31 protein-coding genes and 1 riboswitch are annotated in these 25,065 nt (G+C 63.5%); of the genes, 11 read left to right on the top strand and 20 right to left on the bottom strand.

What is annotated here, in order from left to right:
• Positions 1-32: 32 nt before the first annotated feature.
• Positions 33-1,271: an alpha-hydroxy acid oxidase gene (locus tag LQ788_RS08835; protein ID WP_231446859.1), complete on the bottom strand. Its 1,239-nt coding sequence runs from the start codon at positions 1,269-1,271 to the stop codon at positions 33-35.
• A gap of 146 nt (positions 1,272-1,417) precedes the next feature.
• Between LQ788_RS08835 and LQ788_RS08830 the strand changes: the two genes are divergently transcribed.
• The gene (locus LQ788_RS08830) at positions 1,418-2,659 is read left to right on the top strand and encodes a Fic family protein (RefSeq protein WP_231446857.1); all 1,242 of its coding nucleotides are present in this window, start codon (positions 1,418-1,420) and stop codon (positions 2,657-2,659) included.
• A 41-nt stretch (positions 2,660-2,700) separates the two neighbouring features.
• Here LQ788_RS08830 and LQ788_RS08825 read toward each other — a convergent pair whose 3' ends face one another.
• Both LQ788_RS08825 and LQ788_RS08820 read right to left on the bottom strand, forming a co-directional pair.
• Entirely contained in the window at positions 2,701-3,417 is a 717-nt protein-coding gene (locus LQ788_RS08825; protein ID WP_240372088.1) for a response regulator transcription factor, read from the bottom strand.
• Positions 3,410-4,558 carry a sensor histidine kinase gene (locus LQ788_RS08820; protein ID WP_231446855.1) on the bottom strand — a complete coding sequence of 383 codons (1,149 nt, stop codon included), beginning with the start codon at positions 4,556-4,558 and terminating at the stop codon, positions 3,410-3,412. The genes LQ788_RS08825 and LQ788_RS08820 overlap by 8 nt, the downstream gene beginning before the upstream one ends.
• Positions 4,559-4,711: 153 nt before the next feature.
• Here LQ788_RS08820 and LQ788_RS08815 point away from each other — a divergent pair, with 153 nt between their 5' ends.
• Together LQ788_RS08815 and LQ788_RS08810 are read left to right on the top strand one after the other, a co-directional pair.
• Positions 4,712-5,377 carry a DedA family protein gene (locus tag LQ788_RS08815; protein ID WP_231446854.1) on the top strand — a complete coding sequence of 222 codons (666 nt, stop codon included), beginning with the start codon at positions 4,712-4,714 and terminating at the stop codon, positions 5,375-5,377.
• Between the two features lie 8 nt (positions 5,378-5,385).
• On the top strand, positions 5,386-6,036 hold the full coding sequence (locus LQ788_RS08810) for a histone deacetylase (protein WP_231446852.1): 651 nt from the start codon (positions 5,386-5,388) through the stop codon (positions 6,034-6,036).
• On the opposite strand, the gene LQ788_RS08805 is transcribed toward LQ788_RS08810, so the two are convergent.
• Together LQ788_RS08805 and thiE are read right to left on the bottom strand one after the other, a co-directional pair.
• A complete protein-coding gene (locus tag LQ788_RS08805) occupies positions 5,990-6,976 on the bottom strand; it encodes a 2-dehydropantoate 2-reductase (protein ID WP_231446850.1) in 987 nt (328 codons plus the stop codon). The two genes, LQ788_RS08810 and LQ788_RS08805, sit on opposite strands and share 47 nt — an antisense overlap.
• 36 nt (positions 6,977-7,012) lie before the next feature.
• The gene (gene thiE / locus LQ788_RS08800; RefSeq protein ID WP_231447377.1) at positions 7,013-7,681 is read right to left on the bottom strand and encodes a thiamine phosphate synthase; all 669 of its coding nucleotides are present in this window, start codon (positions 7,679-7,681) and stop codon (positions 7,013-7,015) included.
• Positions 7,682-7,704: 23 nt separating this feature from the next.
• A riboswitch (TPP riboswitch) is annotated at positions 7,705-7,807 on the top strand.
• Between thiE and thiO the strand changes: the two genes are divergently transcribed.
• The 4 genes from thiO (at position 7,798) to moeB (ending at position 11,276) form a co-directional block, all read left to right on the top strand.
• Positions 7,798-9,015, top strand: a complete 1,218-nt coding sequence (gene thiO / locus LQ788_RS08795) for a glycine oxidase ThiO (RefSeq protein WP_231446848.1) — start codon at positions 7,798-7,800, stop codon at positions 9,013-9,015. (Overlaps the previous riboswitch by 10 nt.)
• Positions 9,012-9,260 (top strand): sulfur carrier protein ThiS, encoded by a 249-nt coding sequence (gene thiS / locus LQ788_RS08790; RefSeq protein WP_231446846.1) that lies wholly within the window; start codon positions 9,012-9,014, stop codon positions 9,258-9,260. The genes thiO and thiS overlap by 4 nt, the downstream gene beginning before the upstream one ends.
• Position 9,261: 1 nt before the next feature.
• Positions 9,262-10,029: a thiazole synthase gene (locus LQ788_RS08785; protein ID WP_231446844.1), complete on the top strand. Its 768-nt coding sequence runs from the start codon at positions 9,262-9,264 to the stop codon at positions 10,027-10,029.
• Complete coding sequence (gene moeB, locus LQ788_RS08780; protein ID WP_231446842.1) at positions 10,026-11,276, top strand: molybdopterin-synthase adenylyltransferase MoeB; 1,251 nt, start codon at positions 10,026-10,028, stop codon at positions 11,274-11,276. Before LQ788_RS08785 ends, moeB begins: the two co-directional genes overlap by 4 nt.
• Here the strand turns inward: moeB and LQ788_RS08775 are convergent.
• Positions 11,214-11,717, bottom strand: a complete 504-nt coding sequence (locus LQ788_RS08775; RefSeq protein ID WP_231446840.1) for an SRPBCC family protein — start codon at positions 11,715-11,717, stop codon at positions 11,214-11,216. The two genes, moeB and LQ788_RS08775, sit on opposite strands and share 63 nt — an antisense overlap.
• A 70-nt stretch (positions 11,718-11,787) precedes the next feature.
• On the opposite strand from LQ788_RS08775, the gene LQ788_RS08770 reads away from it, so the two are divergent.
• Complete coding sequence (locus tag LQ788_RS08770; protein ID WP_231446838.1) at positions 11,788-12,432, top strand: mismatch-specific DNA-glycosylase; 645 nt, start codon at positions 11,788-11,790, stop codon at positions 12,430-12,432.
• A 79-nt stretch (positions 12,433-12,511) separates the two neighbouring features.
• Here LQ788_RS08770 and LQ788_RS08765 read toward each other — a convergent pair whose 3' ends face one another.
• The 5 genes from LQ788_RS08765 to LQ788_RS08745 all read right to left on the bottom strand — a co-directional run bounded on the left by LQ788_RS08765 (position 12,512) and on the right by LQ788_RS08745 (position 15,953).
• Positions 12,512-13,120: a thymidine kinase gene (locus LQ788_RS08765; RefSeq protein ID WP_231447375.1), complete on the bottom strand. Its 609-nt coding sequence runs from the start codon at positions 13,118-13,120 to the stop codon at positions 12,512-12,514.
• A 114-nt stretch (positions 13,121-13,234) separates the two neighbouring features.
• Positions 13,235-13,906: a PepSY domain-containing protein gene (locus tag LQ788_RS08760; RefSeq protein ID WP_231446836.1), complete on the bottom strand. Its 672-nt coding sequence runs from the start codon at positions 13,904-13,906 to the stop codon at positions 13,235-13,237.
• A 73-nt stretch (positions 13,907-13,979) separates the two neighbouring features.
• A complete protein-coding gene (locus LQ788_RS08755) occupies positions 13,980-14,441 on the bottom strand; it encodes a VOC family protein (RefSeq protein ID WP_231446834.1) in 462 nt (153 codons plus the stop codon).
• Between the two features lie 53 nt (positions 14,442-14,494).
• Positions 14,495-15,055, bottom strand: coding sequence for a DinB family protein (locus tag LQ788_RS08750; RefSeq protein WP_231446832.1), 561 nt, complete (start codon positions 15,053-15,055; stop codon positions 14,495-14,497).
• Between the two features lie 106 nt (positions 15,056-15,161).
• The gene (locus tag LQ788_RS08745; protein WP_231446830.1) at positions 15,162-15,953 is read right to left on the bottom strand and encodes a hypothetical protein; all 792 of its coding nucleotides are present in this window, start codon (positions 15,951-15,953) and stop codon (positions 15,162-15,164) included.
• 152 nt (positions 15,954-16,105) lie between these two features.
• On the opposite strand from LQ788_RS08745, the gene LQ788_RS08740 reads away from it, so the two are divergent.
• Entirely contained in the window at positions 16,106-16,396 is a 291-nt protein-coding gene (locus tag LQ788_RS08740) for a YrhK family protein (protein ID WP_231446828.1), read from the top strand.
• Between the two features lie 96 nt (positions 16,397-16,492).
• Here the strand turns inward: LQ788_RS08740 and LQ788_RS08735 are convergent, their stop codons facing one another.
• Genes LQ788_RS08735 through LQ788_RS08715 form a run of 5 tightly spaced genes read right to left on the bottom strand, consistent with a single transcriptional unit; the run spans position 16,493 to position 21,291 of the window.
• Entirely contained in the window at positions 16,493-17,968 is a 1,476-nt protein-coding gene (locus LQ788_RS08735; protein ID WP_231446826.1) for an ATP-binding cassette domain-containing protein, read from the bottom strand.
• Between the two features lie 4 nt (positions 17,969-17,972).
• Positions 17,973-18,788 (bottom strand): energy-coupling factor transporter transmembrane component T family protein, encoded by an 816-nt coding sequence (locus LQ788_RS08730; RefSeq protein ID WP_231446824.1) that lies wholly within the window; start codon positions 18,786-18,788, stop codon positions 17,973-17,975.
• Positions 18,789-19,652 (bottom strand): histidine kinase, encoded by an 864-nt coding sequence (locus LQ788_RS08725; RefSeq protein WP_231446822.1) that lies wholly within the window; start codon positions 19,650-19,652, stop codon positions 18,789-18,791.
• Complete coding sequence (locus tag LQ788_RS08720) at positions 19,579-20,796, bottom strand: nucleoside hydrolase (RefSeq protein WP_231446821.1); 1,218 nt, start codon at positions 20,794-20,796, stop codon at positions 19,579-19,581. The genes LQ788_RS08725 and LQ788_RS08720 overlap by 74 nt, the downstream gene beginning before the upstream one ends.
• A 36-nt stretch (positions 20,797-20,832) precedes the next feature.
• Positions 20,833-21,291, bottom strand: coding sequence for a DUF2695 domain-containing protein (locus tag LQ788_RS08715; protein WP_231446819.1), 459 nt, complete (start codon positions 21,289-21,291; stop codon positions 20,833-20,835).
• Between the two features lie 120 nt (positions 21,292-21,411).
• Between LQ788_RS08715 and LQ788_RS08710 the strand changes: the two genes are divergently transcribed.
• On the top strand, positions 21,412-22,299 hold the full coding sequence (locus tag LQ788_RS08710; RefSeq protein WP_231446817.1) for a carbohydrate kinase family protein: 888 nt from the start codon (positions 21,412-21,414) through the stop codon (positions 22,297-22,299).
• Here the strand turns inward: LQ788_RS08710 and LQ788_RS08705 are convergent.
• From LQ788_RS08705 to LQ788_RS08695, 3 genes are all read right to left on the bottom strand, one after another.
• A complete protein-coding gene (locus LQ788_RS08705) occupies positions 22,228-22,722 on the bottom strand; it encodes an SRPBCC domain-containing protein (RefSeq protein WP_231446815.1) in 495 nt (164 codons plus the stop codon). The two genes, LQ788_RS08710 and LQ788_RS08705, sit on opposite strands and share 72 nt — an antisense overlap.
• Before the next feature lie 13 nt (positions 22,723-22,735).
• On the bottom strand, positions 22,736-23,068 hold the full coding sequence (locus tag LQ788_RS08700; RefSeq protein ID WP_231446813.1) for a VOC family protein: 333 nt from the start codon (positions 23,066-23,068) through the stop codon (positions 22,736-22,738).
• A 113-nt stretch (positions 23,069-23,181) separates the two neighbouring features.
• Positions 23,182-23,571, bottom strand: coding sequence for a DoxX family protein (locus tag LQ788_RS08695; protein WP_231446811.1), 390 nt, complete (start codon positions 23,569-23,571; stop codon positions 23,182-23,184).
• A gap of 11 nt (positions 23,572-23,582) precedes the next feature.
• Here LQ788_RS08695 and LQ788_RS08690 point away from each other — a divergent pair, with 11 nt between their 5' ends.
• Positions 23,583-24,536 carry a sigma-70 family RNA polymerase sigma factor gene (locus tag LQ788_RS08690; protein WP_231446809.1) on the top strand — a complete coding sequence of 318 codons (954 nt, stop codon included), beginning with the start codon at positions 23,583-23,585 and terminating at the stop codon, positions 24,534-24,536.
• Positions 24,537-24,571: 35 nt separating this feature from the next.
• Here the strand turns inward: LQ788_RS08690 and LQ788_RS08685 are convergent, their stop codons facing one another.
• Positions 24,572-25,063, bottom strand: a complete 492-nt coding sequence (locus LQ788_RS08685) for a winged helix-turn-helix transcriptional regulator (protein WP_231446807.1) — start codon at positions 25,061-25,063, stop codon at positions 24,572-24,574.
• Between the last annotated feature and the right edge of the window lie 2 nt (positions 25,064-25,065).

The raw sequence follows: 25,065 nt of genomic DNA, 5'->3' as shown, positions 1-25,065 counted from the left end.
TCCTGTTCGGGCCCCGGCCATTCTTACCACAGTCAGGTGTCGGCCTTCGCAATTGCCGCAGTGGGCAGCCCCCTGGCCAGCTGCGGTCCGAGGTCGGCGATGGTCCGGGCACCCATCAGCCCCATGGCGGTCAGTATCTCGGCCTTGATGAGGTCGATGGCTCGCTCCACGCCGCGCTGGCCGCCGGCCATGAGTCCGTAGAGGTAGGCCCGGCCGATGAGGACGAAGTCCGCTCCGGCGCACAGGGCTGCGACAACGTCGGTGCCGGACATGATTCCGGAGTCGAGGATGAGTTCCATATCGTCACCGACCGCTGCCCGGACTTCAGCCAGTGCGGTCAGGGAATCGGGTGCGCGGTCGAGCTGGCGGCCTCCGTGATTGGATACGACCAGCCCATCAGCGCCGACGGACAGGGCTCGGCTGGCATCGTCGGCGGTGAGGACTCCCTTGACGAAGAGCTTGCCCTTCCACTGTTCGCGGATCCACTTGAGGTCATCGAGATCCAGCGTCGGATCGAACATGGTCCGGGTCATCTCGGCCAGAGACTGAGAGGTGTTGGACAGAGACGCATACTTCGGTGGTTCGGTGGTGAGGAAGTTGAACCACCAGCCGGGCCGGTAGGAGGCGTCGACGATCGTCTTCAACGTCAGCTTCGGCGGGATGGAGAGCCCGTTGCGGTTATCGCGCAGCCGCTGTCCGGTGATCGGGGTGTCGACGGTGACCAGCAGCGTCTCGTATCCACTCGCCTGGGCTCGTTGGAGCAGGTCGAGGCTGCGTGCGCGGTCCTTCCACAGGTAGAGCTGGAACCAGCGAGTCGAGGCCGGTGAGGCCTGCGCGACCTCTTCGATCGACCGGGTGCCCATCGTCGACAGGGAGAAGGGGATGCCGGCCTTCGTTGCGGCCCTCACTCCTCCGATCTCTCCTTCCGAATGCATCATCCGCGTATAGCCTGTTGGGGCGATGCCGAATGGCAGCGAGACGTCCTGACCGGCGATCGTCGTCGATGTGTTCGGGGCGTCTACTCCGTGCAGGATGCGCGGGAGGAGTTCGACGTCGGCGAAGACCTGCCGATTCTTCCGCAGAGTGTGCTCGTCAAGAGCCCCACCGTCGACGTAGTCGAAGGGGGCTGTGGGTGTCACCCGTTTGGCGATCCTGCGCAGGTCCCAGATATCGGCCGCAGAGTCGAGCCGGGCCGCGACCCTGTCGAGTCTGGGCAGACCGAACTGCAGCAGTGGGGCGAGTTCCTTCACGTCGGGCAGCTGCCGTTTCATCGTTCTCCTCATATTCGACACTGAATCTCATCGGGTTCGAGACGCCTGCGAGTCTAGCGAGGGGCTCTGATTGACTGGAACTGGGATCACCATGAGAGATATTCCCATTTATTCATCTATGTGGGCTTATCGTGTAGACTGTTCCCATGCCCGACTCCGCTGGTCCCCTGTCCGATTCTGCCGTCCCTGTACCCGCAGTGCAGACCGTCCCTGTGCCCGCAGCGCAGACAGAGACCAGACCGTGGCGCCAGGAGTTTCGCGGCGGAACGATCGACGACAGAAAATTCGCCGAGGTGTCCGTCTCCATTCCAGCCTGCATCGGCTCGGTCGACCTGCGACTGCCCTCCGAGCTCGCCGCACGCTCAGAAACCGCGGTCCGTGCGATCTCCAGGCTCGATGCCGAACACGGTCGCACCCTGATTCCATTGTCGTACCTGCTGCTGCGCAGCGAATCGATCGCCTCATCGAAGATCGAAGCCGAAGAGGCACCCATCGACGACTTCGTCCGAGCCCTCCACGGTGCGAAGTCCAATTCCTCGGCCACTGCGATGGCAGCCGCAACGGGTGCGCTGGATCTGCTGACATCGGGAGCGATCAGTGCCGATTCGGTTTCTCGCGCCCATCGGCTGCTGCTCAAGGACGATGCCGGCGAGGCTCATCTGGCCGGCCGACATCGGCCGATGCAGAACTGGATCGGCGGGTCCGATCATTCGCCTCGCGGTGCACTCTACGTTCCTCCTCCCCCGGAGCTCGTCCCCGAGCTCATGGACGATCTGCTGGCCTTTTCACTGCGCGAGGACATTCCCACGATCGCGCAGGCGGCCGTCGCCCATTCACAGTTCGAAGCGATCCATCCCTTCACCGACGGGAACGGGCGGATCGGACGAGCCTTGGCAGCTGGGATCCTCCACTCACGCGGCGTCACGACCGGGATCACCGTTCCCCTGGCCGCTGCCCTGGTCGAGGTTCGCGACCGCTACTTCGCGGCGTTGAATTCCTATCACTCAGGTGATGCCGGACCGGTCATATCGCTGTGGTCTAAGTCTTCGGTGATCGCGGCAGAGGAAGCTCAGCTGACCGCGCATCGGTTGGCCACACTGCCTGATGAGTGGGCTAGTCTCCTCCGCCATCCACGTGAGAACAGCGCCGCAGCCAGGATCCTGACCTACCTCGCATCGGACCCGGTGTTCACGATCGACGATCTTGAGGACTCGTTGAAACTGTCCAGTTCCTCGGCGAACAGGGCGGTCTCCGCGCTCACGGAAGCCGGGGTCCTGCGCGGCCTGACCAGTCGCAAGCGCAATCAGATCTGGGGTGCTGGCGATGTGCTCGCCGAGCTCGAAGACCTCAACCTGCGCATCGGAGCCCGAGCCCGTTCCGAACTCTGAGGGCATACCGCGCCGGTCAGCGCCGCCGCACCTGACTGCGCTCACGATTGGTCGAGGTAGTGCAGGACCGCTGCGACTCGCCGGCTGGTGGTCTGTCCGGCATGGAGTCCGAGCTTGTCGAAGATCGAACTGATGGCCTTCTCCACCGAGCTGATGGACACATAGAGGCGTTCGGCGATGCCGCGATTCGACAGCCCCTCGGCCATGGTCTCGAGGACCTCGTTCTCCCGGGGCGTGAGTGCCGAGAGCGAATTCTGCTTCTCCGACGAGCTCAGCAGCTGTCGCACGACCTCGGGGTCGATGACGGTGCCGCCCTCCGCGATCCGATTGACGGAATCGAGGAAACGGTCGATGTCGGTGACCCGATTCTTCAGCAGGTAGCCCACACCCACGGTCTCGGTGCTCAGCAGCTCGGTCGCGTATTCGCGCAACACATATTGGCTGAGGACCAGCACCCCGATGTCGGGGAAGCGCCGTTTGATCGCCAGTGCCGCCTCGAGCCCTTCGGTGGTGTGAGTCGGCGGCATTCGCACATCGACGATCGCCAGGTCTGGGCGCGTGTCCGCGACTGCCGCCAGCAGCTGCTGCCCATCGTCGACCGAGGCGACGACGGAGATGCCCTCGTCCTCGAGCAGACTCCTCACCCCTTCTCGCAGCAGAACGGAGTCATCGGCCAATACCACCCGCATGGGAGCATCGTCGGTGGCCTCGACACCGGGTTGAGACATGCCGTGTTCAGTCACGCCGGGTTCAGGCATAGGGGATCTCCGCTCTCACAGTGGTTCCGGTTGCTTCCGTGCTCGTCACAGTCAGTGTTCCATCCAACGCTCCGACGCGACGATTCAATCCCTTCAGCCCACCGCCGGTGGGATCAGCACCACCGGAACCGTCATCGGCCACCTCGGCGATCAGTGCCTGCTCATCGTCGACGACGCTGATTCTGATGCTTGTGGCATTCGCGTGTTTGACGACGTTGGTCACCGCCTCGCGGACGACGAAGTACGCGGCCGACTCGGTGGCTTGGGACACTCGCCGGGACGGGACTGCGGTGAGCTCGACCGGTATCGGGCAGTGATCGGCCACCCGGTTGAGGACGGTGCCCAACCCGTGCTCATCCAACGCTGTGGGATAGACCCGCCAGGCGACTTCGCGCATTTCGTCGATGAGGTCCTGAGATTGGACGAGGGCGTCGTCGAGGAGGGCCCTGGCCTTGTCCTGGTCCTTCGCACGTTGGGCGCGGGCGATGAGCACGGACAGGGAGACGACGTTCTGCTGCACACCGTCATGGAGGTCGCGTTCGATGCGGCGCCTCTCCTCGTCGATGGCCATGACCACTCCATGCCGGGTCATGAGGAGCTGGGTGATGCGCGTATGGGGTGCGTTGGGGCGGCTGACCTGGGTGAAGCTGGCGTCGATGATGCCGTGGAGCCAATTGGCCACCTCGGCGATAAAAATGACTCCGATGAGGTTCGCTGCCCCGTAGAGCACGCCGACGAACAGCGTCGGCTGGCTGATGGTCCAGAAGTCGAAGCCGATGGTGATGCTGCCGCCGATGAACAGGCCCTGGATGAGGGAGCCGATGGTCACGAGCAGGAAACCGGTGAGCAGATTGAGCATCGGGACGGCGATGATGCCGGCGAGGCCTCCGGTGAGGACGAAGAAGCCTCTCCTGACCGGGGGCTGGCCCATGACGATGCCGAAGCACTTCGCCTGCCGGGATCGCTCCCAGCCGAGGATTCGACGGCTCAGCCGTGATGTTGAGGAGGGGACGGCGGCGAGCAGCAGCGGAAAGCACAGGGCCACTCCCCATAGGATGCCCAGCACCGAGGCGGCCCAACGGGTGACGAACATGCGGGATTCTCGGGGAATCCGCGTGGTCAGCGACGTCGGCCAGGGCATGAGTTGATCGTAGCAATGCTGCATGCAGTCGCCCAGAGGATCGACCGCAGTCCCACCTTCCGGTTTTCCGCATCATCGTCTCGAAGTACCCGCCCTCAGGTGTGCACTGCGCCGCGTTCCGGGTGCGGTCGCGCTTCGATAGCGTCTGTGGACATGGACCTTGCCCTTGATATCCTCCGCACCACCGTCGAATCCCCGTGGGTGTACCTCCTCGTCTTCGCCATCGCGGGTTTGGATTCCCTGTTCCCCATCGTGCCCTCAGAGACCGTGCTCATCACGGCCGCCGCCTACGCCGCCGCTGGCACTCCGAATCCGCTGGGTCTGCTGTTGGCGGCCCTGGTCGGTGCCCTCATCGGCGACTTCGCCGCCCACCTCGTAGGACGTGGCGGGGGTTCCCTGGTGCAGCGGTGGACCCGCTCCTCGCGCGCCTCACGCTTGCTTGCGCACACCGAGGAGATCTTTGCCCGCCGAGGTGGGGTCGTCCTGATCGCGGGACGCTTCATTCCCGGTGGGCGTACGGCGACAACCCTGAGCTCCGGGATTTTAAAGTATCCGCGCACCCGCTTCCTCATCTTCGACGCTCTCGGCTGTCTGGCCTGGGCGATCTATTCCATCGGGGTCGGTCTGCTCGGCGGTGTGCTGTTTGAGGATCAGCCGCTGCTCGGTGTGGGGTTGGGCATCGGCATCGCCCTGGCCATCACGGGTGTAGCGGAACTCACGCGCAGACTGCTGGCCAGGAGGAAAGCCCGCGCAGACGCTGCGGCACCGGCGCACCGAGACCCTGCAGATTGGACAGCCGCAGCCGTTGACGTGGCATGATGAATGGGATGTCTCAAGCACTCGTGTGGTATGTCAGCTATGGGTCGAACATGCATCGTGACAGGCTCGCCTGTTACCTGCAGGGCGGCTGTCCTCCAGGTGCACTCGTCACCTATCCGGGCGCGAGGAACACCGATCCGCCCCTGGCGGAAATGGGCATCGAGCTTCCCGGATCTATCTACTTCGCCGGCAGATCCACCGTGTGGGGCGGCGGCGGAATGGCCTTCTATGACCATCAGGTCCCAGGCCCCACTCCGGCAAAGGCGTACCTCATCACTGCCGAGCAGTTCGCCGATGTCGCCGATCAGGAGATGAACCGCCCACCGTCATCCGCGAATCCGCTGGAGACTTTGGCCTGCGAACTTCCCGTCGGCTCTACCCGTTCGGTGGGACCGGGCAAGTACGAGACTCTCCTCGTCCTCGACCGCAGGGACTCGATCCCGCTGGTGACGTTTACGGCCCCGCACGGATCCGAGGCAGTCCCCCACACCGTTCCCAACGAACCGTATCTGACGATGCTGCGCCTCGGCGCAGAGGAGGTCAGGTCCGTGACGACGCTCAGTTCAGCCTCGGAGCTCAGCTTTGAGTCGGAGATCAGTTCAGTGTCGGAACTCAGCTCTGCCGCAGCGACTCCCCAGCCCGCAGCTGCACAAGTGTGAGGTCGAGCAGCGGCGTCGCCACTGACAGGTCCGCTGCCGTTCTCGCAAGGTGTCCGAGGATGTGCTCGGTTTCGCTGGGCAGGCCCGAGGTCACGTCACGGTAGAGCGATGAGGTGAACGACGAGCCTTCGGCGGTGAGCATGGACAAGGTCATCTCCCTGGCCTTGGCCGAGACCGGGTGTCCGCCCGCAGCCGCGACGGTCTCGAGCTCGTCGACGATCTGAACAATGTGCGAATGCCCTCCGGCGGCCATGATCGCCCCGACGGGTGCCCGGAACAGGCAGGTGACGACCCCGGCAGCGGCGATGAAGATCCACTTCTCCCACAGGGCGTCCGTGATGTTGTCCAGAATCTGCAGCTTAAAGCCGGGTACATCGAGGGCCTGGGCAATGGAATCCGGGACGCCTGTTCCATCGAGGTCGCCGATGGTCATAACCGCGAGGTCCGTCATCTGGTGGATCGCGCCGTCCTTGATCGTCCCGACGATCTTGACCAGACCGCCCAACACCTGGCCGGGGAACTCCTCGACCAATCGCTCGATCTGAGCCATACCGTTGAGGAACGGAATGATGAGGGTGTCCTCCCCCACTGCAGGTCTGATGTCGTCGATGATCGACTCCAGACCGTTGGCCTTGACCGCGACGATCACCAGGTCGAAAGGCGTCGAACTCGAGCCGTTGGCAGTGGCGGAATCGCCGGGTGCCAAATGCGCAGCTGACGGATCAGTCTGGGCGAGCTCGGCTGCGGTGAGGACGGGGATATGGTTCGTCCGGTCCTCACCGGGGTCAACGAATCGCAGACCGTTGGCACGCATCGTCTGTGCTCGGGCTTCGCGGACGAGGAACGTGACATCGCGTCCTGCTTCGAACAGACGGGTTCCGAACGCTCCGCCGGTTGCGCCGGCTCCTGCGATGAGTATCTTCACTGTGTGCTCTCCCATGTCAGATGGATTCCGTGGCTTCTGCGTTGCGCACTGTCACAATGCCTGTTTGAGTTCCGCGGCCGCAGCCGCAGGGTCATCTGCTGCGGTCACCGCGCGGACGACGACAATGCGCTGTGCACCGGTGGCCTGTACTTCCGCCAGTCGCTCACCAGCGGAGATCCCACCGATCGCAAACCAGGGTTTGGCTGCGCTGGAGGCGAGCGCACGCAGGGGTTCGACTCCGATGGCGGCCCGGCCGGGTTTGGTGGGGGTCTCCCACACGGGACCGAGACAGAAATAGTCGATCTCGGGGTCCGCCTCGGCGGCGTGGGCCTGTTCGATGGAGTGTGTCGAGCGGCCCAGGATCACGTCGGGGCCGAGGACCGTGCGTGCCTGTTCGCTGGTGAGGTCGCCCTGACCGATGTGGAAGACGTCGGCGCCGACGATGAGGGCCACATCAGCACGGTCGTTGACGGAGAACAGCTTTCCGTGCCGGTGGGCTGCCTCCCTGAGGACTTCGAGTGCTTCGATCTCGGCTCGGGCTTCCAGGCCCTTGTCGCGCAGCTGGATGATGTCGACGCCACCGGCATAGGCGGCATCAAGGAATTCGGGGAGATCGCCCTGCGCGCTGCGGGAATCGGTGCAGACATAGAGCCTGGACCCGCGAAGCCGGGCGAGTCGTGTGGCTCTGTCTGTGTCGTGGACTGCGGCGTCCATTGTCATATCTGCGGCCATGCTCCTAGAGTAGAGGAGTTCGCGGGAGCCTCATAAAGGGGCTGAGAGGGCTTTGTGCCGACCGTTCAACCTGATGCGGATCATGCCGCCGGAGGGAGAAGCACGTGCACGTCATTGTTGTGGGAGCCGGGATCATCGGCTTGTCAACTGCCTGGAATCTGCGCCGTCGCGGCGTCAGCGTCACCATCGTCGATCCGGCTCCCGCCATGGGTGCCTCCCATGCTGCGGCGGGGATGCTGGCCCCGGCCGCCGAGGTGGTGTGGGGGCAGTCTCCCCTGTACCCCCTGATGCGTGCCTCGGCAGACTTGTACCCGGACTTCGCCGCCGAGCTGGCTGCCGCCTCCGGTCATGATCTGGGGTACTCGAGCGCCGAAACCTTCGTGTGCGCCGGTGACCGTGCCGATCTCGCTTCGCTGCGTGAGCTCATCGACCTGCAGCGAGCAGCCGGTTTCGACGTCTCCCTCGTTCCCGGGTCAAGGGCCAGGGATCTGGAACCGGCGCTCTCACCCGGGGTAAGCGGAGCTGTCACGATCCCCGGGGACCATTCGATCGATCCCCGCCGAGTCACCGGCGCACTGCTGGCCATCCTCGGCAACGCCGTTGTCCGTGCCCGAGTGACCGGTCTGCTCACTCAGGCGGGCCGGACCATCGGTGTCGAACTTGAAGATGGGACGAGGCTCAAGGCCGATCAGGTCGTCGTGACCGCCGGCGGCTCCTGCAACGACATCTCCGGAGTTCCCGCGCTGCCCCTGCGCCAGGTCTGGGGCGAGGTGATCAGACTGCGGGCGCCCGAGACTCTGGCCCCGCTTCTCACACGTACGATCCGTGGACTGGTCAAGGGTCGTCCCGTCTACGTCGTGCCTCGACCCGACGGTGAACTCGTCCTCGGTGCCACGAGTCGTGAAGACGGTCGCTCCGGGATCAACGCCGGCGGCGTCCACCAGCTGCTGCGCGACGCCGAACGTCTCGTCCCTGCCATCCTCGAGGCCCAGATCACCGACATCACCACCCGCGCCAGGCCGGGCTCACCCGACGACGTGCCGATCATCGGGCGCATCGACCCCGGCTGTGTGGTGTCCACCGGGTTCTTCCGGCACGGCATCCTCCTCGCCCCGCTGGGTGCGAGCCTCACCGTCGACCTTGCGTGCGGGAGCGAAACCTTGGCGGGGCCGCCGGGGACACTCGCCGCGGTGGCACCTGCCCGGTTCACCGAAGCCGCTCAGGCTCAGCACCTCACTCCTGCTCACGACCTCACCCCTGCGCAGCACCTCCAGACCACACCGACCGAAAAGTTTCAGCAACCGACAGGGAGCCAACTGTGACCGACACGATCAGCATCACGCTCAACGGCGAGCGCCATGAACTCGCCCGACCCACCACGGCCAGGGACCTCGTCTCCGGCCTCGTCGACAAGGACATCACCGTCGATGGCACACCCGTCGACGGCAGTCGTCTGGGCATCGCGCTCGCCGTCGACGGTGAGGTGATCAGGCGCGGGAAGTGGTCTGAGTTCACCTTGGCCGAGGGGCACAATGTCGACATCGTCACCGCTGTGCAGGGAGGCTGACATGAGTTGGAACGTCGACGAGGTGACCCTGAACTCCCGACTGGTCATGGGCACCGGTGGTGCCAGTTCACTGAGCATCCTCGAACAGGCTCTGGAAGCCTCGGGCACCGAACTGACTACTGTGGCGCTGCGCCGCTATGACGGGACGGCCCGGGACTCGGTGTTCGCCCTGCTCAACCGTATGGGCATCCGCATCCTGCCCAACACCGCCGGATGCTATACGGCCCGTGATGCTGTGCTGACTGCCCAACTGGCCCGGGAGGCTCTCGAGACGAACTGGGTGAAGCTCGAGGTCATCGCCGATGAGGAGACTCTGCTGCCGGATCCTGTTGAGCTGTTCAGGGCCGCGGAGGAACTCGTCCTCGACGACTTCACGGTCTTCGCCTACACGAACGATGATCCGGCGCTGGCCAAGAGGCTCGAGGACGCCGGTGTCGCTGTGGTCATGCCAGCCGGGGCTCCGATCGGCAGCGGACTGGGCATCCTCAATCCTCACAACATCGAGACGATCGTCAACCGCGCCCAGGTGCCGGTGATCCTTGATGCCGGTATCGGCACTGCCTCCGATGCGGCTCTGGCGATGGAGCTGGGCTGCACCGCGGTCCTGCTGGCATCGGCCGTGACTCGGGCACATGATGCGACAGCCATGGCCCGAGCGATGTCCCTGGCCGTTGAGTCCGGTCATCTGGCCGCCCATGCCGGCCGGATTCCGAAGCGACCGTTGGCTATGGCCTCGTCCACGTTCGAGGGGATGGTGACTCCGGTATGAGTACCGCGCGCAATCCGGGCCCATTGGTCGCACCGACCGATTCTCTGAGCCCACGGGAACTCGAACGCTATGCCAGGCATCTGAGCCTGCCGGGGATCGGCGTCGAGGGGCAAGGGCGGCTGCGGGCCGCCTCGGCGCTGGTCATCGGTGCGGGCGGGCTGGGAGCACCGGTCCTGCACTACCTGGCCGCGGCGGGGCTCGGGTCGATCACGATCATCGACGACGATGTGGTCGAGGCCTCGAATCTGCAGCGCCAGGTCCTCCACCGCGATGCCGATATCGGCCGGGCCAAGGTCGATTCCGCTCGTGATGCCCTGCTTCGTCTCGATCCGGAGCTTGCGGTCACCGCGATCTGCGAACGGTTGAGTCCTGACAATGCACTTGAGTTGTTTCACTCCCATGATGTCGTCCTCGACGGGGCCGACAATTTCGCGACCCGCTACCTGTCCAATGATGCCGCCGAACTCACCGGCACCCCGCTGGTCTGGGGCACGATATTTCGCTTCGCAGGTCAGGTGAGCACGTTCGTCCCCGGGCATGGGCCGATGCTGCGTGACCTGTTTCCCGACATTCCCGAGCCCGATTCGGTGCCCAACTGTGCCGAGGGTGGTGTGCTCGGGGTTCTGTGCGGCACCGTCGGCTCCGCTATGGCCACGGAGGCCGTGAAACTCATCTGCGGCATCGGCACACCGCTGATCGGTCGCCTGCTGCGCTATGACGCGTTGGAGTCCGACTATTCCACGCTTCGGTTCTCACCTGATCCTGATCGCCGGCCAGTCACCGATCTCGCCGAGGTGACGGTGGCCTGCGCCGCTGCCGACCAGAGATCCATTGGCCAGGATGCGAATGGGCCCGGTGCCGAAGGTCTGGGCTCAGGACGGGGCGATGAGGTCAGCGTTGAGGAGTATCGGGCCGAGTCCTCCCCCATCCTCCTCATTGATGTGCGCGACGGGTGGGAACGGCAGATCTCGGCCATTCCCGGTTCCGTCCACCTGCCGCTGAGCGTGCTGCAGGTCGAGGGGTGGAAAGCGGTGGAAGCCGTGGCTGCTCATCCGCCTCATGAAATCGTCGTCCACTGCAAGTCGGGGGCACGGTCGGCTCAGGCCGTGGCGCTGCTCAAGGATGGTGCGCCGGGGGCCGTGCGTCTGCGCTCGCTGTTGGGCGGCATCGACGCCTGGTCGACGTCAGGATGCGAGACGGTTCAGGCGGCTGGCCAGCCCGCGGTGTCCGGCTCTCATCACTCGTGAGTGCATCGACGACGCCACGGGTCGCAGCAGCCGAATTGATCGGCGCCGGGTGTTCACGCACCACACAGAGCTGATCGTGGTGATGGGACCGGTCTGCTGCAGTGACCATGCTCCGCTCCCCCTCAGATCTCCGGCGGCGGAGAACGTCACGAAGTTCGGTGCCTCGGCGTCGTGAAGTTCGATGCTGAAGCTCAATGTCATACCGATCGGGCTGTTGACCTGGATATCGGCTCGGCTTCCGGGTGCGATCGTGTCGTCGATGGGCACGGCCACGGGCAGGCCGGGCCACCATTGCGGCCACGCTTCGATGTCGCAGAGCACTGACCACACATCCCTGACAGAGGCGTTGACCCTCCACCGGTTCTCAAAGTGGAAGGGCGCTGATTCACCCGCCTGCGGTCGCACATGGTCATGGGGCGCGAACTGATGATCCTTCGTCATAGATCCCCTGGTGTTCGTGGATCGACGGGCACTGAGGAACCCGTTCTGACTCGACGGTACTGTGGAGACTGTGATTGAGGAAAGTTTCATCAGCTCCCGCCGACCTTCGCCGCTGGGCGGACGTAAGCCGACGAAGGACGACCTCGCAGAGTTCGCCACTGATAATCCCGATGCCATCGATGATGTTCTGCCCAGGCGTCCGGGAGAGCTGTCGATGCTCATCGTGGGAATCAACCCTGGACTGTGGACCGCCGCGGTCAATGCGCCCTTTGCCAGACCGGGCAACCGCTTCTGGCCCTCACTGCATCAGGCGGGGCTGACCGATCACCTCGTCGATGCCTCACTGGGCCTTGCCGCCGAAGACGAAGCACAGCTGTTGGCCCGGGGCATCGGGATCACCAACCTCGTCGGTCGGGCCACCGCCAGAGCCGATGAACTGGACAATCAGGAACTGCGCGACGGGGCGGCCCGATTGGTTCGCCGACTCGACGATATCCGCCCCAAGGTGGTCGCGATCGCAGGAATCACCTCGTTCCGAATCGGGTACTCACAGCCCAAGACCCAACTCGGCTTACAGGACTCGTCACTCATCGAGGGGTGGCCCGTGGACATTCCGCTTCACGTCGTACCCCAGCCCAGCGGCCTCAACGCCCACTACCAGGTGCCTGATCTGGCGCGAATCTGGCGGCAGGTGTGGGAGAGCATCGAGGCCTGACCAGGCGTACAGATCAGGCGTCACATCGCGGAGTCCGGCCCAAGCGTGCCGACCATGGCACGGGCTTGGGGCGTCGTTTCTAGTGTGGTGGAGCGAAGTGCTCCCGGCAGCGTGCGACATAGGCTTCAAGACCGCCGACGTGGCTGGCAGCGATGTCTGTGGCAGGAGCATCCGGCTCGTCATCCGTGCGCCCGGGAGTACCCACACGCTGGTGGAAGACCGCATCTCTGCCGCAGATTGTGCACACTGCAGTCAGCTTGAGGACGTCTTCGGCCACGGCCATGAACGTCGGCATCGGTTCGAAGGGATCACCGTCGAACGTCACACACAGCCCTTCGACAATGACGGTGGCACCGTGTTCGACCAGTTCGAATACGGTCGCCACGAGATCAGGGCCGAAGAACTGCGCTTCGTCGATGGCGATCAGATCGTAGTCTTCGGCGTGGGCGACCTCCGCGAGGGACTCGACGTCGCCGATGGGCACGGCGGGAATGTTGACCCCGGTATGCGAGGTGATCGCCGATAGTGTGGAACGGGTATCAAGGGAGTGGCTGAGTACGAGGACATTGACCCCGGCGATCTTTGCCCGCCGGACCCTGCGCATGAGCTCCTCGGACTTTCCGGAGAACATGGGGCCGGCAATGACGTCGAGACGACCTGCCTGCCGTGGCGAAGCAACGGGGTTCATAGGCATGAGGCCAGCCTACGCCGCGATGCGGTCATACCGATATAGGGCACTGGGCTTCGATCAGCTCGCCCGTTCTCCATGTCGGCACGTCACCGCGGCCAACCGTCACCGCGGTCAGTCGTCGACAGAGACCTTCTTCGATTCGACGTCGACGGAGACCTCGATCTCCTCGTCCTTGTCATCGAAATCGAACTGGTATTCGATGCGATCGTCGTCCGAGTCCAGCTTCCACCCGTCGAGTCGACCTGAGGCCTTCTCCTGGGCCAGCTTGAGCGCCTCATCGAAGGTCATCGGATCGTTGAGGTCGACCGCCTTCTCCTTGTCGTCCGTGGAGTCCTTCTCCACGTCGACGACGTCGCCGGTCTCAGCATCGATCTCCACGTCGAAGTCAGTGGTGCCGTCAATGATCTTCACCTCGTACTGCCATGCTTCGTCGCGATCATCGAAGTCGAGTTCGATGGCGTGGACGTCACCGTCCTTGGCTTCTTCCTTCGCTGTGGAGATGGCGTCTTCGGGAGTCACAGATGGCGACTCCTTGCTCAGATCAGCATCCCGGGGCAGCCCGGCGGATGCAGAAGCAGACGAATCTTCGGGGGTCGAATTCTCTGTCTCCGACTCCTCAGCGCCGTCGCCGGCCTCTTCCTGGGCCCCTGCTGTCTCTGCAGCCTGGCCCTCACCTCCTGATGCCTGATCGGCGTCCGATTCTCCGCCGGAGCAACCGGCGAGGGCGAAAGCGAGAATCATGGTCCCTGCAGCGGCCCGTGTGGCCAATCTCTGAGTCTTCATACCGCCACCGTAACAACGGGCGAGGCTTTCCGCCCCCTTGCTAAGAGGATTCTCATGCTGGTGAGAGGCCTAGTCAGTCCAGACAGAACTCGTTGCCCTCGGGGTCGGCCATGACGATGAACCCAGTCTCCATCGGCGGGTTGGGGTCAACCCGTTCGAGTCGTTGAGCACCAAGCTCCAGCAGGCGCTGACATTCGTCTTCCAGCGCCTGCATCCGTTCGTGGTTCTGCAGCCCGGGAGCCGCACGGACATCGAGATGGACCCTGTTCTTGACGGTTTTGCCCTCGGGCACGATTTGGAAGAACACACGGGGGCCACGTCCCTGTGGATCTTCGATCGCGGCTCGGAAGTCTTCCGGTTTCATGTCGATGCCCATTCCGGCGATGAAATCCTTCCACGCGGCAAAAGGATCGTCACCGACTTCAAGCTTGACTCCCGGCGGGCCGGGCACAACATATCCGAGCACCTCAGCCCAGAAGGTGGCCTGCCCGATCGGGTCATGACAATCGAAGGTGATCTGAACTGCGCGACTCATGGCGTCTCCTCATTGAGATAGTTCGATCAAGGATACCTGCCCTTGTGGTCTCGTCACTGCCCGGTTCTTCCGTCGATGCACTCACGCAGCAGGTCCGCATGTCCGCAATGCCTGGCGTATTCTTCGATTCGGTGGATCTGGAGCTCCCGTACCGCAATCTGTGATTCGCCGAGGCGGGTGCCCAGGTCGTCGTGCTTCGCGACCTCGGCGTCGGTGGTCGCCTGCTCGGCTGCGAGGTCTGACCAGGTCCTCGCCAGCATGTCCGCATCTGCGCCCGAGGTGCTGAAGGCCGCATCCAGGCCACCGTAGAGTGAAGGTCGTGTCTCGTCCTCAGTGATCCAGTTGCACCAGTCGCGTTCGACTTCGACCATGTGTCTGAGCAGCCCGAGCAGCGACATCGTTGACGGTGGGACAGACCGCATCGCCAGCTGCTCAGCGTCGAGCCCTTCGCACTTCATTCTCAGGGTGGAACGGTAGTCACGGATGAACTCGAGCTGCGTCTCGGCCTCACCATCGGGACTCCTGCCGTCGGTATTGCGCGGATCGTCCTCGGGATCGACCCACATGTCCGGATAGACAGTGGCCTTGGTCCATCGGTTCGGAGATGTCGACATATAGGCATTCTGCGCCTCCGAGGACGCGTTGACCAGACATATGCGGCAACCGGCCTGCAGAATCTGCACCGATTGTCGGCACCCGGATGCGCCCACCAGATGCTCTTTACTGAGACGAGAGTGACCATTCTTCGGTCAGTGGAAACAGGCTCGGCACATCTTCGCGAACCATCTGCCCGAAACGCAGCGCTCCGCCGAAGAGCTTCTCAACGGCGTTCACCGCGTGCAGAACACGATCCCGGGACAGTGGAGGCAGCAGCTCACCGTGTTTGAGATACCCCTTCAACGATCCGGTTGCCGCCATCTTCAGACCGAGTCTTCCAGCGATCAGCCAGGTGATGCATTCTGCTTCGAAGCGGACCTGCCGTCCGTCGATGTCAGTTTCGCTGGCGGATATTCCCAGCTTCGGGAATTCTCCACGGTGGCCGGCATAGATCAGCGCAAGCTCAGAGAGGACATGCCCCAACATCACCGTAGGACTCTGCGTCTTCGGAAGCCCGGGCAGATCCAAACCCTGACGGTGCAGGACATCCATGACGAGACGATGCCCGTCCCAGGTCGGTGCACCGACCGCCTTGAACGGGTTGATCACAGAGTCGGGAACCGGTGGGCCGTGGGTGTCTTCGACATCGTAGACGAAGCGCACGGGGGCGAAGGGGTGGAGCACGATCAGCGCCACTGCTCCATCAGTGAGCAGCCTGCCGTACTTCTGCTGCCAGGCATGCTCCGTTTCGACGAAGATCGCTCCGGCATTCTGCTGTGCGATGAGTGCTGCGTTGAACGCCGCGATCTGCGGAAATCGGCGGACGAAGCCCAGCAGTTCATCCCATGGCTTCACGGATCTGTGGCTGCCGGCTTCAGCATACAGTGCATCAAACGAATTCACGTTCTTATCCATGACCCCACGCTACGATGCGGCACTGACGCGACAGACTCATCGGCATGAGTCCTGGTCAAGCGACACGGACGACGCTTAGCATCAGCTATAGGAGGATCCAGGGCTACTCGCCAGCGAGACGAGCCCACCCGAGTTCTGCCCAGGAGGACGATATGACAGAAGGCAACAACAACCTGACGATCCGCATCGGACCCGAAGAACTGATCATCCGCCAGCGATATCAAGTGCTGAGCATCGTCAACGATGTCCTCATCGGCATCTGGTTCCTCATCGGCAGCTTCATGTTCTTCTCCGACGAATGGGTCTTCACCGGCACCTGCCTGTTCGTCCTCGGCAGCGTAGAGATGCTCATCCGTCCGGTCATCCGCCTGATCAGACACCTCCACCTGCAGAAGATCCGCGGCCCCGAAGTCCCGACTACGGACTCCACATACGACTTCTGAACGCAGCGCCGGACACCGCTTCAACCTCCGAACCGCGTCGGCCTTCGAATCACAGAGGAGTCAGCCGCCTCATCCTCACCCGGGCCCGTCACCTGTCTACCGGTCCTCATAGAGTCGGCCGCTGTCCACTGACAGGATGCGATCGGCGGTTTCCGCAGCCCATCGTCGGTCGTGGGTGGCAGCCAGGACGGACCCGCCTCGGCGAATGAAATCGTGGATGAACTTGTTCAGTCGGCCGATGGCCTGGTGGTCTCTTCCTAACGTCGGCTCGTCGAGGAGGAGTATCCGAGAGCCCACGATGAGGGCCGAGGCCATCACCAGGTCCTTGCGGAGGTCGATGCTCAGATCGTAGGGATGAGTCTCGCTTTCAGTTTCCAGCTTTGCCTGCACCATTGCCGAGGCGACCGCCGCCCGCCGCTGGGCTCTGACGACCGCCCTGTCTCGGCGCCTGTGGGCGGGCAACGGGGCCGAGCGTGTGAGTTCCTCACGCACGGTGGCAGCCGAGAGCTGGCTGCCTGGATCTTGCCCCACCCACCCGAGGTGGACGGCTCGCTGATGTGCTGGGGCGTCGCCGAGGCTGAGCACCCTCCCGTCGTCATCGACCGTGATCGTGCCCGTGATGTGGGCGCCACGCTCGAGGAGACCGGCCAAACTGCGCAGGAGGGTCGACTTTCCTGCACCGTTGGGACCCATGATCGTCACGATCTCACCGATTGCGACATCGAGGTCCACGTGGTCGAGGACGGCGGTGCCGGCTCGGGCGACCGTCAGTCCTCGCGCGCAGAGCGCAGCAGCGATTGGTGCTGATGACTCAGCTTGTTCGACACGATCCTGCTCGCGGTATTCGCTTGGTTCAGGTGGTTCCTGTGCTGGTGGTGCCACCTGGTCTCGTGTGTCCCAGATTCCCTCGTGTTCGCAGTCCTGGACAGTCAATCGTCGTTGTCTCGCATGTAGGCGTCCTGATGCCAGAACGCTGAAATCACGGCACGCGGCAGTGACTTCGTCGAGTTGATGAGCGGTGATGAGTACCGTACCTCCGGAGGCGCAGTAGTCCTGCAGCACACGGCCAAGACGACGTCGAGTGTCCGGATCCAAGGACAGTGAGGGTTGGTCGAGGGCCAGCAGCGCCGGTCGCTGGCTGAGCAGCCCAGACAGAGCCACGAGCTGCCTCTGGCCACCGGACAGGGCCTCGAGTCGTCGTCCCCACAGGTCGCCGATGCCCAGAGAGTCCAAGGTTTCCCGCGCACGCTTCTCGACCTGTGCTCTCTCGCCGCCGTGCAGCCGCCCCGACAGCTGCACCTCATCGCCGACGAGGCTCGTCATTCCGCTCAGCTGAGCCTCCGGATCATCACCGAGCATCATCGCAGTCCCCTCCAGGAGCACCCGCCCGACACTGGTTCCGCGCTCACCCAGCAGTCCTGTGATCAGTCGAACCAATGTCGAGGCGCCGGCGCCCACTGGCCCGAGGATCGCATGCATCTGACCCGGCTCCAGACGGAGGTCGATGTTCGTCAGCGCCGGCCGGGTGCTGCCCCGGTAGGTGAAGCCTGCCCCGATCAGTTCGAGAACCACCGTTTCAGACACCTCCGATCAGCTGGTCGGCGGTGGGAAGGGGCAGGACACCAGCCACGGAGCACGCGACGAGGATGACGGTGATGATGGGGGCGCCTCGGCGCAGGATCCGTTGACCCGGCCCGTCACTGTGGTCCTGCAGTGATGTCGTTGCTGTCGACTCAACAAGGCCTCGTTGTTCGAGTACCTCGTGGCGCTGTTCGACCTCGATGAGCACAGAGGTGAAGAGGCCGGTGACGATGCCCGGGATCAAGCTCGTGCGGACCCTCCAGCTGCTGACATCCCAGCCGTGACTGGCGCGCGCCTCCACGATCTGCTGAGTACGGGCACGGATGAGAGGGATCAGGCCGATCGTCGAGGCACAGATATAGGCCACTGAGGTCGGCAGCCGAAGTGCCCGCAGCCCGTCGAACAGGCGTGCCGAGTCGGCGCCGAGGCCGAAGAGCGCGCACAGGGACACGAGCGCAGCGACCCGCATCCAGATCTGCACGGCAATGGCGAGCCCTTCGACGGTGAGCCTGGCAGGTCCCAACTGCCACAGCACGCTCACCTCGGCGCCGGGGTAGAAGAGGCCCTGGACGACGCCGAGGACGAGCAGCGTGGGCAGACACACCACACCGACGCCGATCACCCAGGTACGCAGCCTCACTGTCGGTGAGATCGTCGCGGTGCTGAGCGTGGCGCCGATGATGGTGATGGGTACGACCGGGGATGGGATGCCGAAGACGAGCAGCAGAGCGCATGCGAGGACGATGATCTCTGTGGCTGGATGCCAACGGCGGGTGGCCTGCTGTTCCCGGTGGAGAACAGTCGCGGTCATTCAGCCGACCCGCACCGCTGCTCGGGAGCTGCGCGCGCGGCTGTGGTCGGTGAACGGATAGCGATCACGGATCCGGCGGGGCAGTGTGCGCACGACGACGTAGGCCAGGGCGAAGATGAGCGCCTTGTCGATGATGTCGGAGAACAGGCTCTGCGCCAAGGTCGCATTGAGCATCTCCAGACCCGCGGCCTGCAGGACGGCGACGACGCCGCCGGTGCCCGAGCCGAGGCCGCCGCCGAAGACGTAGGCGGCCACGGGTGCGCCGAGAGCTCCGGCAGGGATTCCTGCCAACGCACCCGCGATGACGGCGAACCAGGGGGTGCGGAAGGCGCCGAGACGCGCAGCCCAGCCGGCGGCCGCACCGATGAAAGCCGCACCAGAGCTGAAGGCGATGACGCTGGGGCTCAGAGTCACACCCCAGATGAGGTTCGAGATGATGCCGGTGAATGCTCCGGCTGCGGGACCGGCGAGGACGCCGATCATCACGGTCCCGATCGAATCGAGGTAAAGCGGAATGGGGGTGATGGTCCCGACGACCTGGCCGATGACGATATTGGCGGCGATGGCCACGGGAATGAGGGCGAGGATGCTGCGTGGAATGAGCGGGAGTGTGCCGGCCGCAAGGAGGACTCCCCCGGCGAGGTAGCCGAGCATGACCCATAGTGTCGTGTGGCCCAGGTCAGTGCCGAGGTTGGCCGGCTGCGTCAGAATGACGGCGAGGTAAGTGCCGAGGATGACGATCGTACCGAGAAACGTCAGGGTGAGAGGCAGTGTGTGGCTCTTGAAGCTCTTATCGCTCTGGGTTTGTGCGGGACCGACGGTGTGTGTCGGCCCCTGCCCAGACTGCTTGGGCGTCATAGTCATGTTGGGGTCCTTTGCTCAGTGTTTCGCCGAGGTGGTCGAGGAAGGTCTGCGCATCGATCGTGCGGATGATCTCGGCGTTGACGCCCTTCCCCCACCGTCCCAGCCAATCGGCGACGGTTTCGCCACGTGTGAGTTTACCGGTGAGTTCGACGTCGACGGGCGCACAGATCGTGCTCGCCCAGGGCAGTGTGCCTCGGGTTCCGTTCGCAATGGGCTCTTCCTTGCCCGCCGAGGTGGGTCTGCCGGAGTCTCTGCGTGCCCACTCGAGTGCGCAGGCAAGGACGAAGGGGTCATGGATGTGTGCGATGTATCCCAGTCCGTCCCATTCGTGGAATTCGAAGTAGAAACGCAGGGCTTCTGCCATCTGGGCCAGCCAGGCATCCCATGTCTCACCAGCAGTTGATGGCTCTCCTGCCCTCTCGTGGAGTGACGGAGCTCTGTCGAGGATTGTTCTCAACCGTGCGGGCGTCATCTCAAGCGCCTCGGTGGCTTCGATGGGGGCGATGACCGGTAGGGCCCGAAGAGTGCCCTGACTGTGGGCGTGATCGAAGGCGGCGATGACAGTCGCCGTCGCTTCGGGATCGAAGGTGACGTTCCATTCGGTGGTCGGGTGAGTGTTCCCGCGATAGTTGAAGGCGCCGCCCATGATGAAGAGCCGCCCCATCAGGCGGGGAAGTTCCGGCTCGATAGCAAGGGCGAGGGCCAGGTTTGTCGACGGTCCGATGACGACACCGATGAGCTCTCCGGGGTGGGCACGTGCTGCGTCGACCCATGCCTGCGCAGCACTGGTGGGGCTGGCCGCGGTCGTTGGGGTGGGAAGGTGCGCGTAACCGGTCCCGGTGGGGCCGTGAGTGAGGTCGGCGTATTCGGGTTCTGTCGGGGACATTTCGACAGGATCTCGGGCGAGGTCGCCGGCAGACCAAGCTGTGGGGAACTCGCTTCCCGGGTGGATGGGGATGTCCGTACGCCCTGCAAGTTCAAGCCAGCCTTGAGCATTGACGCTGACCTGCGCGGTGGAGACATTGCCGCCTGAGGCTGCGATGCCGATGATATCGACATCGTCTTGGCACAGCAGATATCCGAGGGCGATGGCGTCGTCGATTCCGGGATCACAGTCAAGGAACAGCGGCAGGCGTGGAGGCATGTGCCCTATTCTGCCGGAATCTCATGTCACTGTGTCTCACCACCGACTCATTCGCACCCAGTTCGGGCACGGCTGTGTCGAGCCTCGACGTACGAACTGGCAGCACAGATAGAAGATCTTTGCAGGAGGCTCGTTGATGCCGAACTCCTCACGTAGGTCGACCGGCTCATGGGATTCGAACCCGGTGCCGATGTCTGCACCGAATGATGCCCCGGTGATCCACGGGCGTTCTGAGAAGGTGTAGGCGTTGTTGAATACCTCGCAGTCACAGCAGCAGGCACCCATGCTTCCCAAACGTTCTATCAGGGCAGTGGCTCGAGGAGCCGTTCGGTCCCGAAAGGTCTGGGCGAACCGATGAGTGCCGTCGCAGCCGAATTCTCCCAGCTGGCGGAAGACGTAGCAGACCAAGCATTCCCCCTCCCGCGGTGTGAGGATGCGAGCTGAGGCGGCATCGACGATCGTTCTGACTTCTGATTCCATGGTGTCTTTGTCCATGCGGCAACGATTCCAGACGCCACTGACATGAACTGACAGCACAACTGACCGGTGAACTAAAAATGTACTATTCGTGCTGATGAGACACCCGAACAGTCTCGTGCGCATAGAATCGACCCCATGAGCATTCTTGTCATCGGTGAGGCCCTCATCGACATCGTCAGCTCGGCCGGAACACCGGATCGCTATTCCCCGGGCGGGGCTCCGGCGAATGTCGCTCTCGGCCTGGGTCGCCTCGGCGACGATGTTGAGCTGCTCACCGATGTCGGAGACGACTTTCACGGCGGTTTCCTGCTGGCTCACCTGCGGAAGTCGAACGTTCGGGTGCATGCTCGCCCGACTGGCTCGACCTCGACGGCACGAGCATTGCTGTCACGAGATGGCTCAGCCGAATACGAATTCTCGCTGCGCTGGGACCCCGACGCGTCACTGGTCGACAACGGCGACTGGGCGGCAATCCATGTCGGTTCGATTGCAGCATTCCTCTCCCCCGGCGCCGGCGCCGTCGATTCTCTGCTCCAGGCTGGACGAGATTCCTCAGCACTCCTGAGCTTCGACCCCAATATCCGCCCCTCCATCATCGGAGACCATGAGCACGGACTGGCTCGGTTCGAGTCCCTCGCCTCACGGGTTGATGTCGTCAAACTCAGCGATGTCGACGCGAATTGGCTCTATCCCGGTCAGAGCGCTGATGCTCAGATCGACCAGATCCTTCACCTTGGAGCCAAACTGGTCGCACTCACCTGCGGAGCGGAAGCCTCGATCCTCTCGACCGCCTCGGCGAGGGTGAGTGTTCCGACAGGAACTGTGCTGGTCAGTGACACGATCGGGGCCGGAGACACCTTCATGACCTCCCTGGTCCACGATCTGTACGGCACAAGTCCACAGCTTCGGGACCTGGATGAGGTCGCGCTCACTCGCCTCGGCGAGAATGCCTCACGTCGAGCGGCCATCACCGTCAGTCGCGCTGGAGCCGACCTGCCCTGGACCGGCGAGGAAGGCGCCTAGCTGTTCAAGGGCGATTCGGTGACCCTTCCGGCTGCCATCGATCATGTCGGCACCGACGAAGGACACCACCTGATTCACGATCGTCACTGACGTCCCCACGGGGACGTCGGCGAAGGACCAGGTGATCATGCCCGTGGCGAGGAGTTCGGTCCCGTGCCACACCGTGTCGGTGTGAACGGCGAACTCCTCCTCTGCGACGTGGATGTAGTCGACGGCCGCACTGAACTCGAGCGCTTCGGGGCTTCCGCACCGATATTCCGCACTGCCTCCGGACCGGAAGTCATCACGGTCGTAGATGAGCCTCTCCCCGGCTGGTGCGCTCCACTGCTGCCTGGCCTCGGTGTCGACGAAGGCCGCCCACACGTCCCCACGGGGACGTGTGATCTCTGTACTCAGTCGTATGGTGTCGGTCGTGGGATTCATCAGAGCCCCTGCCTCACTTACCTGAGAAGACGATTCGATTGCCGTCGGGGTCAGCGATCTGCAGAATCCGCTGACCTCCGCCCGGCTGCGGTCCGCCATGGTCGATGCCAGCGGCTGCCAGTCGGGCGGCACGCGCGTCGAGGTCCGACTCACCGATGACAGCGGTCGAGCATCCAGCACGCTGTGGCTCGGCCCAGACCTGGATCCCGAATTCGCTTCCGAAATGCCATTCGAGCAGTCCGCGCATGGGAGTGGCGTCGGGTTCGCGCTCGAAGACCTTCGTATACCAGTCCCGCGCCTGGTCCTGATCCTTGACGGTGATGCTGGCCATCAGTCCGGTGAACATGATCGCTCCTTTGAGATCGGTGAGTACATTTGATTGTAAAAGTAATTGCATTTCGCAACCACTTACTCCATGGAAGCACACACCCCCCAGTCCCGACAAGACCTTCTTCGCACTCACATACCAAATGGTGCCAATGAGAATCGGCCCCAGGCGAGGAATGCGAAGCTCAGCAGATAGATCGTGTCGCCGGTCATCAGGCCCCATTCGCTGCGCCGGAATCTCGTCGTTGCCGCCCCTGCCATCACCAGCATCAACCCACATGCGGCCAGTGGCGACAGAATGGGGAGAATGCCGACAACTGGAGGCACGATAAGACCGATCACGCCGACGATCTTGATCGTTCCGATCGCCTTGACGTGCCCCGAACCGAAGTCATCGACCCAGTGCTGGCTGTGAGCCAGCGAACGGTAGCGTTCCTTGGTGAGAGTGATCTGAGCGGCTCCGCCGATTCCGAATGCGATCGCCAGCACGTCAGCGAGAATCCACAGTACGATATTCATCATCACGTTCCTTCGTGTTCGTATGTGCCCGTTCGGGCCTTCACCCTGATGACGCAGCGCGGCGCAGAAAGGTAACAGCCATCGAGGAATCTCTCCCGACCTCGGACTTCGAAACCCATCGACCGCGGCTCACCGCAGTCGCAGCGAAGGTGCTCGGATCGGGCACCGACGCGGAGGATGCCGTGCAGGAGGCGTGGATCCGACTGGACAGACAAGACCCTGAGGACATCGACAACCTCGGCGCCTGGCTCACCAGGGTCGTCGGACGCATCTGTCTCGATGTTCTGCGCCGTCGCACGTCTCGCGGCGAATCGTCTCTTGATTCTTGGATATCCGACGCCGCAATCACTGACGACGAGGACGACCCGGAAAATATCGCAATCCAGACGGACTTACTTGGCCCCGCGATGATGATTGTGCTCGATTCACTGCAGCCAGAAGAGCGTTTCGCTTTCGTCCTTCACGACCTGTTCGCAGTTCCGTTCGCGGAAATCTCCACGGTCATCGGTCGCTCAAGTGCGGCTGCGAAGATGGCGGCCAGCCGTGCTCGCCGCAAGGTCAAAGATGTTCCTGCCCCCAGTGGGGACCTGACGCAGAGGCGCGCGACCGTCGATGCATTCCTCACAGCTGCCCGAGAGGGTGACTTCGACGCCCTGCTGCATGTTCTCGATCCAAACGTCACCTGGCATCGCTGCACAGCCCATGGCCACGCGGTTCAGCTGGGGGCAAACGACGTGCTGGCCGCAGTCAGGCGTGGGGATCCGGAGAAGATTGAGGCTCGTCGGGTCGGCGTCAACGGTGAACCCGGCATCCTGGTATCGACTGCCAGCGGCCGCACAATTGGACTCATGGCATGCACGGTCGCTGACGGCAAGCTGATCGAGATCGTCTCGATCATCGCTCACAGCCATTTGGATCACCTCGCACTGCCCCCTCGCCGCACACCGCCCGACTCTCACCTCAAGTGACGCTTGCGAGGCGCCGCGCCGAATCAACCCCTTGATCACGGCCTTCGGAGAGCAGCCTCAAACTCGGCCTGCAGACGCTCCGAGGCCCGTGGACGAGGAGACTCAGGCAGCGCAACGCCGAGGTGGGCCTCGCGCAGTTCGTCCATGAGATCATCGACCAGCTCTGGCGACTCAGCGAGAATTCGGGCGCGCACGGTCAGCTCGGGAGAGGTCGGGCGGTGGTTCATCCCCCAGGCACCGAGTGCGACCATGACCGGCACGACTTGGATCCCCGCCTCGGTGAGGGAATAGGCGGCCTTTTGGCCGCGAATCGTGTCGGCCCGGGTCAGCAGGCCTTCGTCGACCAGCTTCTTCAGGCGGCTGGAGAGCATATTCGAGGCGATTGACTCGTCGTTGAGCGTGAGGAGCTCGCGGAAGTGGCGCCGATTGCCGAACATGATGTCGCGGAGCACGATAAGGCTCCAGGAATCACCGAGGACTTCGACGGCCGCATTGATCGCGCAGCCCGAGCGCGGTTCGCTTCGCAAAT

The organism is Brevibacterium zhoupengii (assembly GCF_021117425.1).
Taxonomy (GTDB): Bacteria; Actinomycetota; Actinomycetes; order Actinomycetales; family Brevibacteriaceae; genus Brevibacterium; species Brevibacterium zhoupengii.
Note: the sequence above shows the minus strand (reverse complement) of the source record. Positions and strands in the feature narration are given on the sequence as shown.

Coding starts and splice junctions, on each gene's coding strand:
- LQ788_RS08835 (WP_231446859.1), bottom strand. CDS start 1,271: ATGAAACGGCAGCTGCCCGACGTGAAGGAACTCGCCCCACTGCTGCAG.
- LQ788_RS08830 (WP_231446857.1), top strand. CDS start 1,418: ATGCCCGACTCCGCTGGTCCCCTGTCCGATTCTGCCGTCCCTGTACCC.
- LQ788_RS08825 (WP_240372088.1), bottom strand. CDS start 3,417: ATGCCTGAACCCGGCGTGACTGAACACGGCATGTCTCAACCCGGTGTC.
- LQ788_RS08820 (WP_231446855.1), bottom strand. CDS start 4,558: ATGCCCTGGCCGACGTCGCTGACCACGCGGATTCCCCGAGAATCCCGC.
- LQ788_RS08815 (WP_231446854.1), top strand. CDS start 4,712: ATGGACCTTGCCCTTGATATCCTCCGCACCACCGTCGAATCCCCGTGG.
- LQ788_RS08810 (WP_231446852.1), top strand. CDS start 5,386: ATGTCTCAAGCACTCGTGTGGTATGTCAGCTATGGGTCGAACATGCAT.
- LQ788_RS08805 (WP_231446850.1), bottom strand. CDS start 6,976: ATGGGAGAGCACACAGTGAAGATACTCATCGCAGGAGCCGGCGCAACC.
- thiE (WP_231447377.1), bottom strand. CDS start 7,681: ATGACAATGGACGCCGCAGTCCACGACACAGACAGAGCCACACGACTC.
- LQ788_RS08785 (WP_231446844.1), top strand. CDS start 9,262: ATGAGTTGGAACGTCGACGAGGTGACCCTGAACTCCCGACTGGTCATG.
- moeB (WP_231446842.1), top strand. CDS start 10,026: ATGAGTACCGCGCGCAATCCGGGCCCATTGGTCGCACCGACCGATTCT.
- LQ788_RS08775 (WP_231446840.1), bottom strand. CDS start 11,717: ATGACGAAGGATCATCAGTTCGCGCCCCATGACCATGTGCGACCGCAG.
- LQ788_RS08765 (WP_231447375.1), bottom strand. CDS start 13,120: ATGAACCCCGTTGCTTCGCCACGGCAGGCAGGTCGTCTCGACGTCATT.
- LQ788_RS08760 (WP_231446836.1), bottom strand. CDS start 13,906: ATGAAGACTCAGAGATTGGCCACACGGGCCGCTGCAGGGACCATGATT.
- LQ788_RS08755 (WP_231446834.1), bottom strand. CDS start 14,441: ATGAGTCGCGCAGTTCAGATCACCTTCGATTGTCATGACCCGATCGGG.
- LQ788_RS08750 (WP_231446832.1), bottom strand. CDS start 15,055: ATGTCGACATCTCCGAACCGATGGACCAAGGCCACTGTCTATCCGGAC.
- LQ788_RS08745 (WP_231446830.1), bottom strand. CDS start 15,953: ATGGATAAGAACGTGAATTCGTTTGATGCACTGTATGCTGAAGCCGGC.
- LQ788_RS08740 (WP_231446828.1), top strand. CDS start 16,106: ATGACAGAAGGCAACAACAACCTGACGATCCGCATCGGACCCGAAGAA.
- LQ788_RS08730 (WP_231446824.1), bottom strand. CDS start 18,788: ATGACCGCGACTGTTCTCCACCGGGAACAGCAGGCCACCCGCCGTTGG.
- LQ788_RS08725 (WP_231446822.1), bottom strand. CDS start 19,652: ATGACTATGACGCCCAAGCAGTCTGGGCAGGGGCCGACACACACCGTC.
- LQ788_RS08720 (WP_231446821.1), bottom strand. CDS start 20,796: ATGCCTCCACGCCTGCCGCTGTTCCTTGACTGTGATCCCGGAATCGAC.
- LQ788_RS08715 (WP_231446819.1), bottom strand. CDS start 21,291: ATGGACAAAGACACCATGGAATCAGAAGTCAGAACGATCGTCGATGCC.
- LQ788_RS08710 (WP_231446817.1), top strand. CDS start 21,412: ATGAGCATTCTTGTCATCGGTGAGGCCCTCATCGACATCGTCAGCTCG.
- LQ788_RS08705 (WP_231446815.1), bottom strand. CDS start 22,722: ATGAATCCCACGACCGACACCATACGACTGAGTACAGAGATCACACGT.
- LQ788_RS08700 (WP_231446813.1), bottom strand. CDS start 23,068: ATGTTCACCGGACTGATGGCCAGCATCACCGTCAAGGATCAGGACCAG.
- LQ788_RS08695 (WP_231446811.1), bottom strand. CDS start 23,571: ATGATGAATATCGTACTGTGGATTCTCGCTGACGTGCTGGCGATCGCA.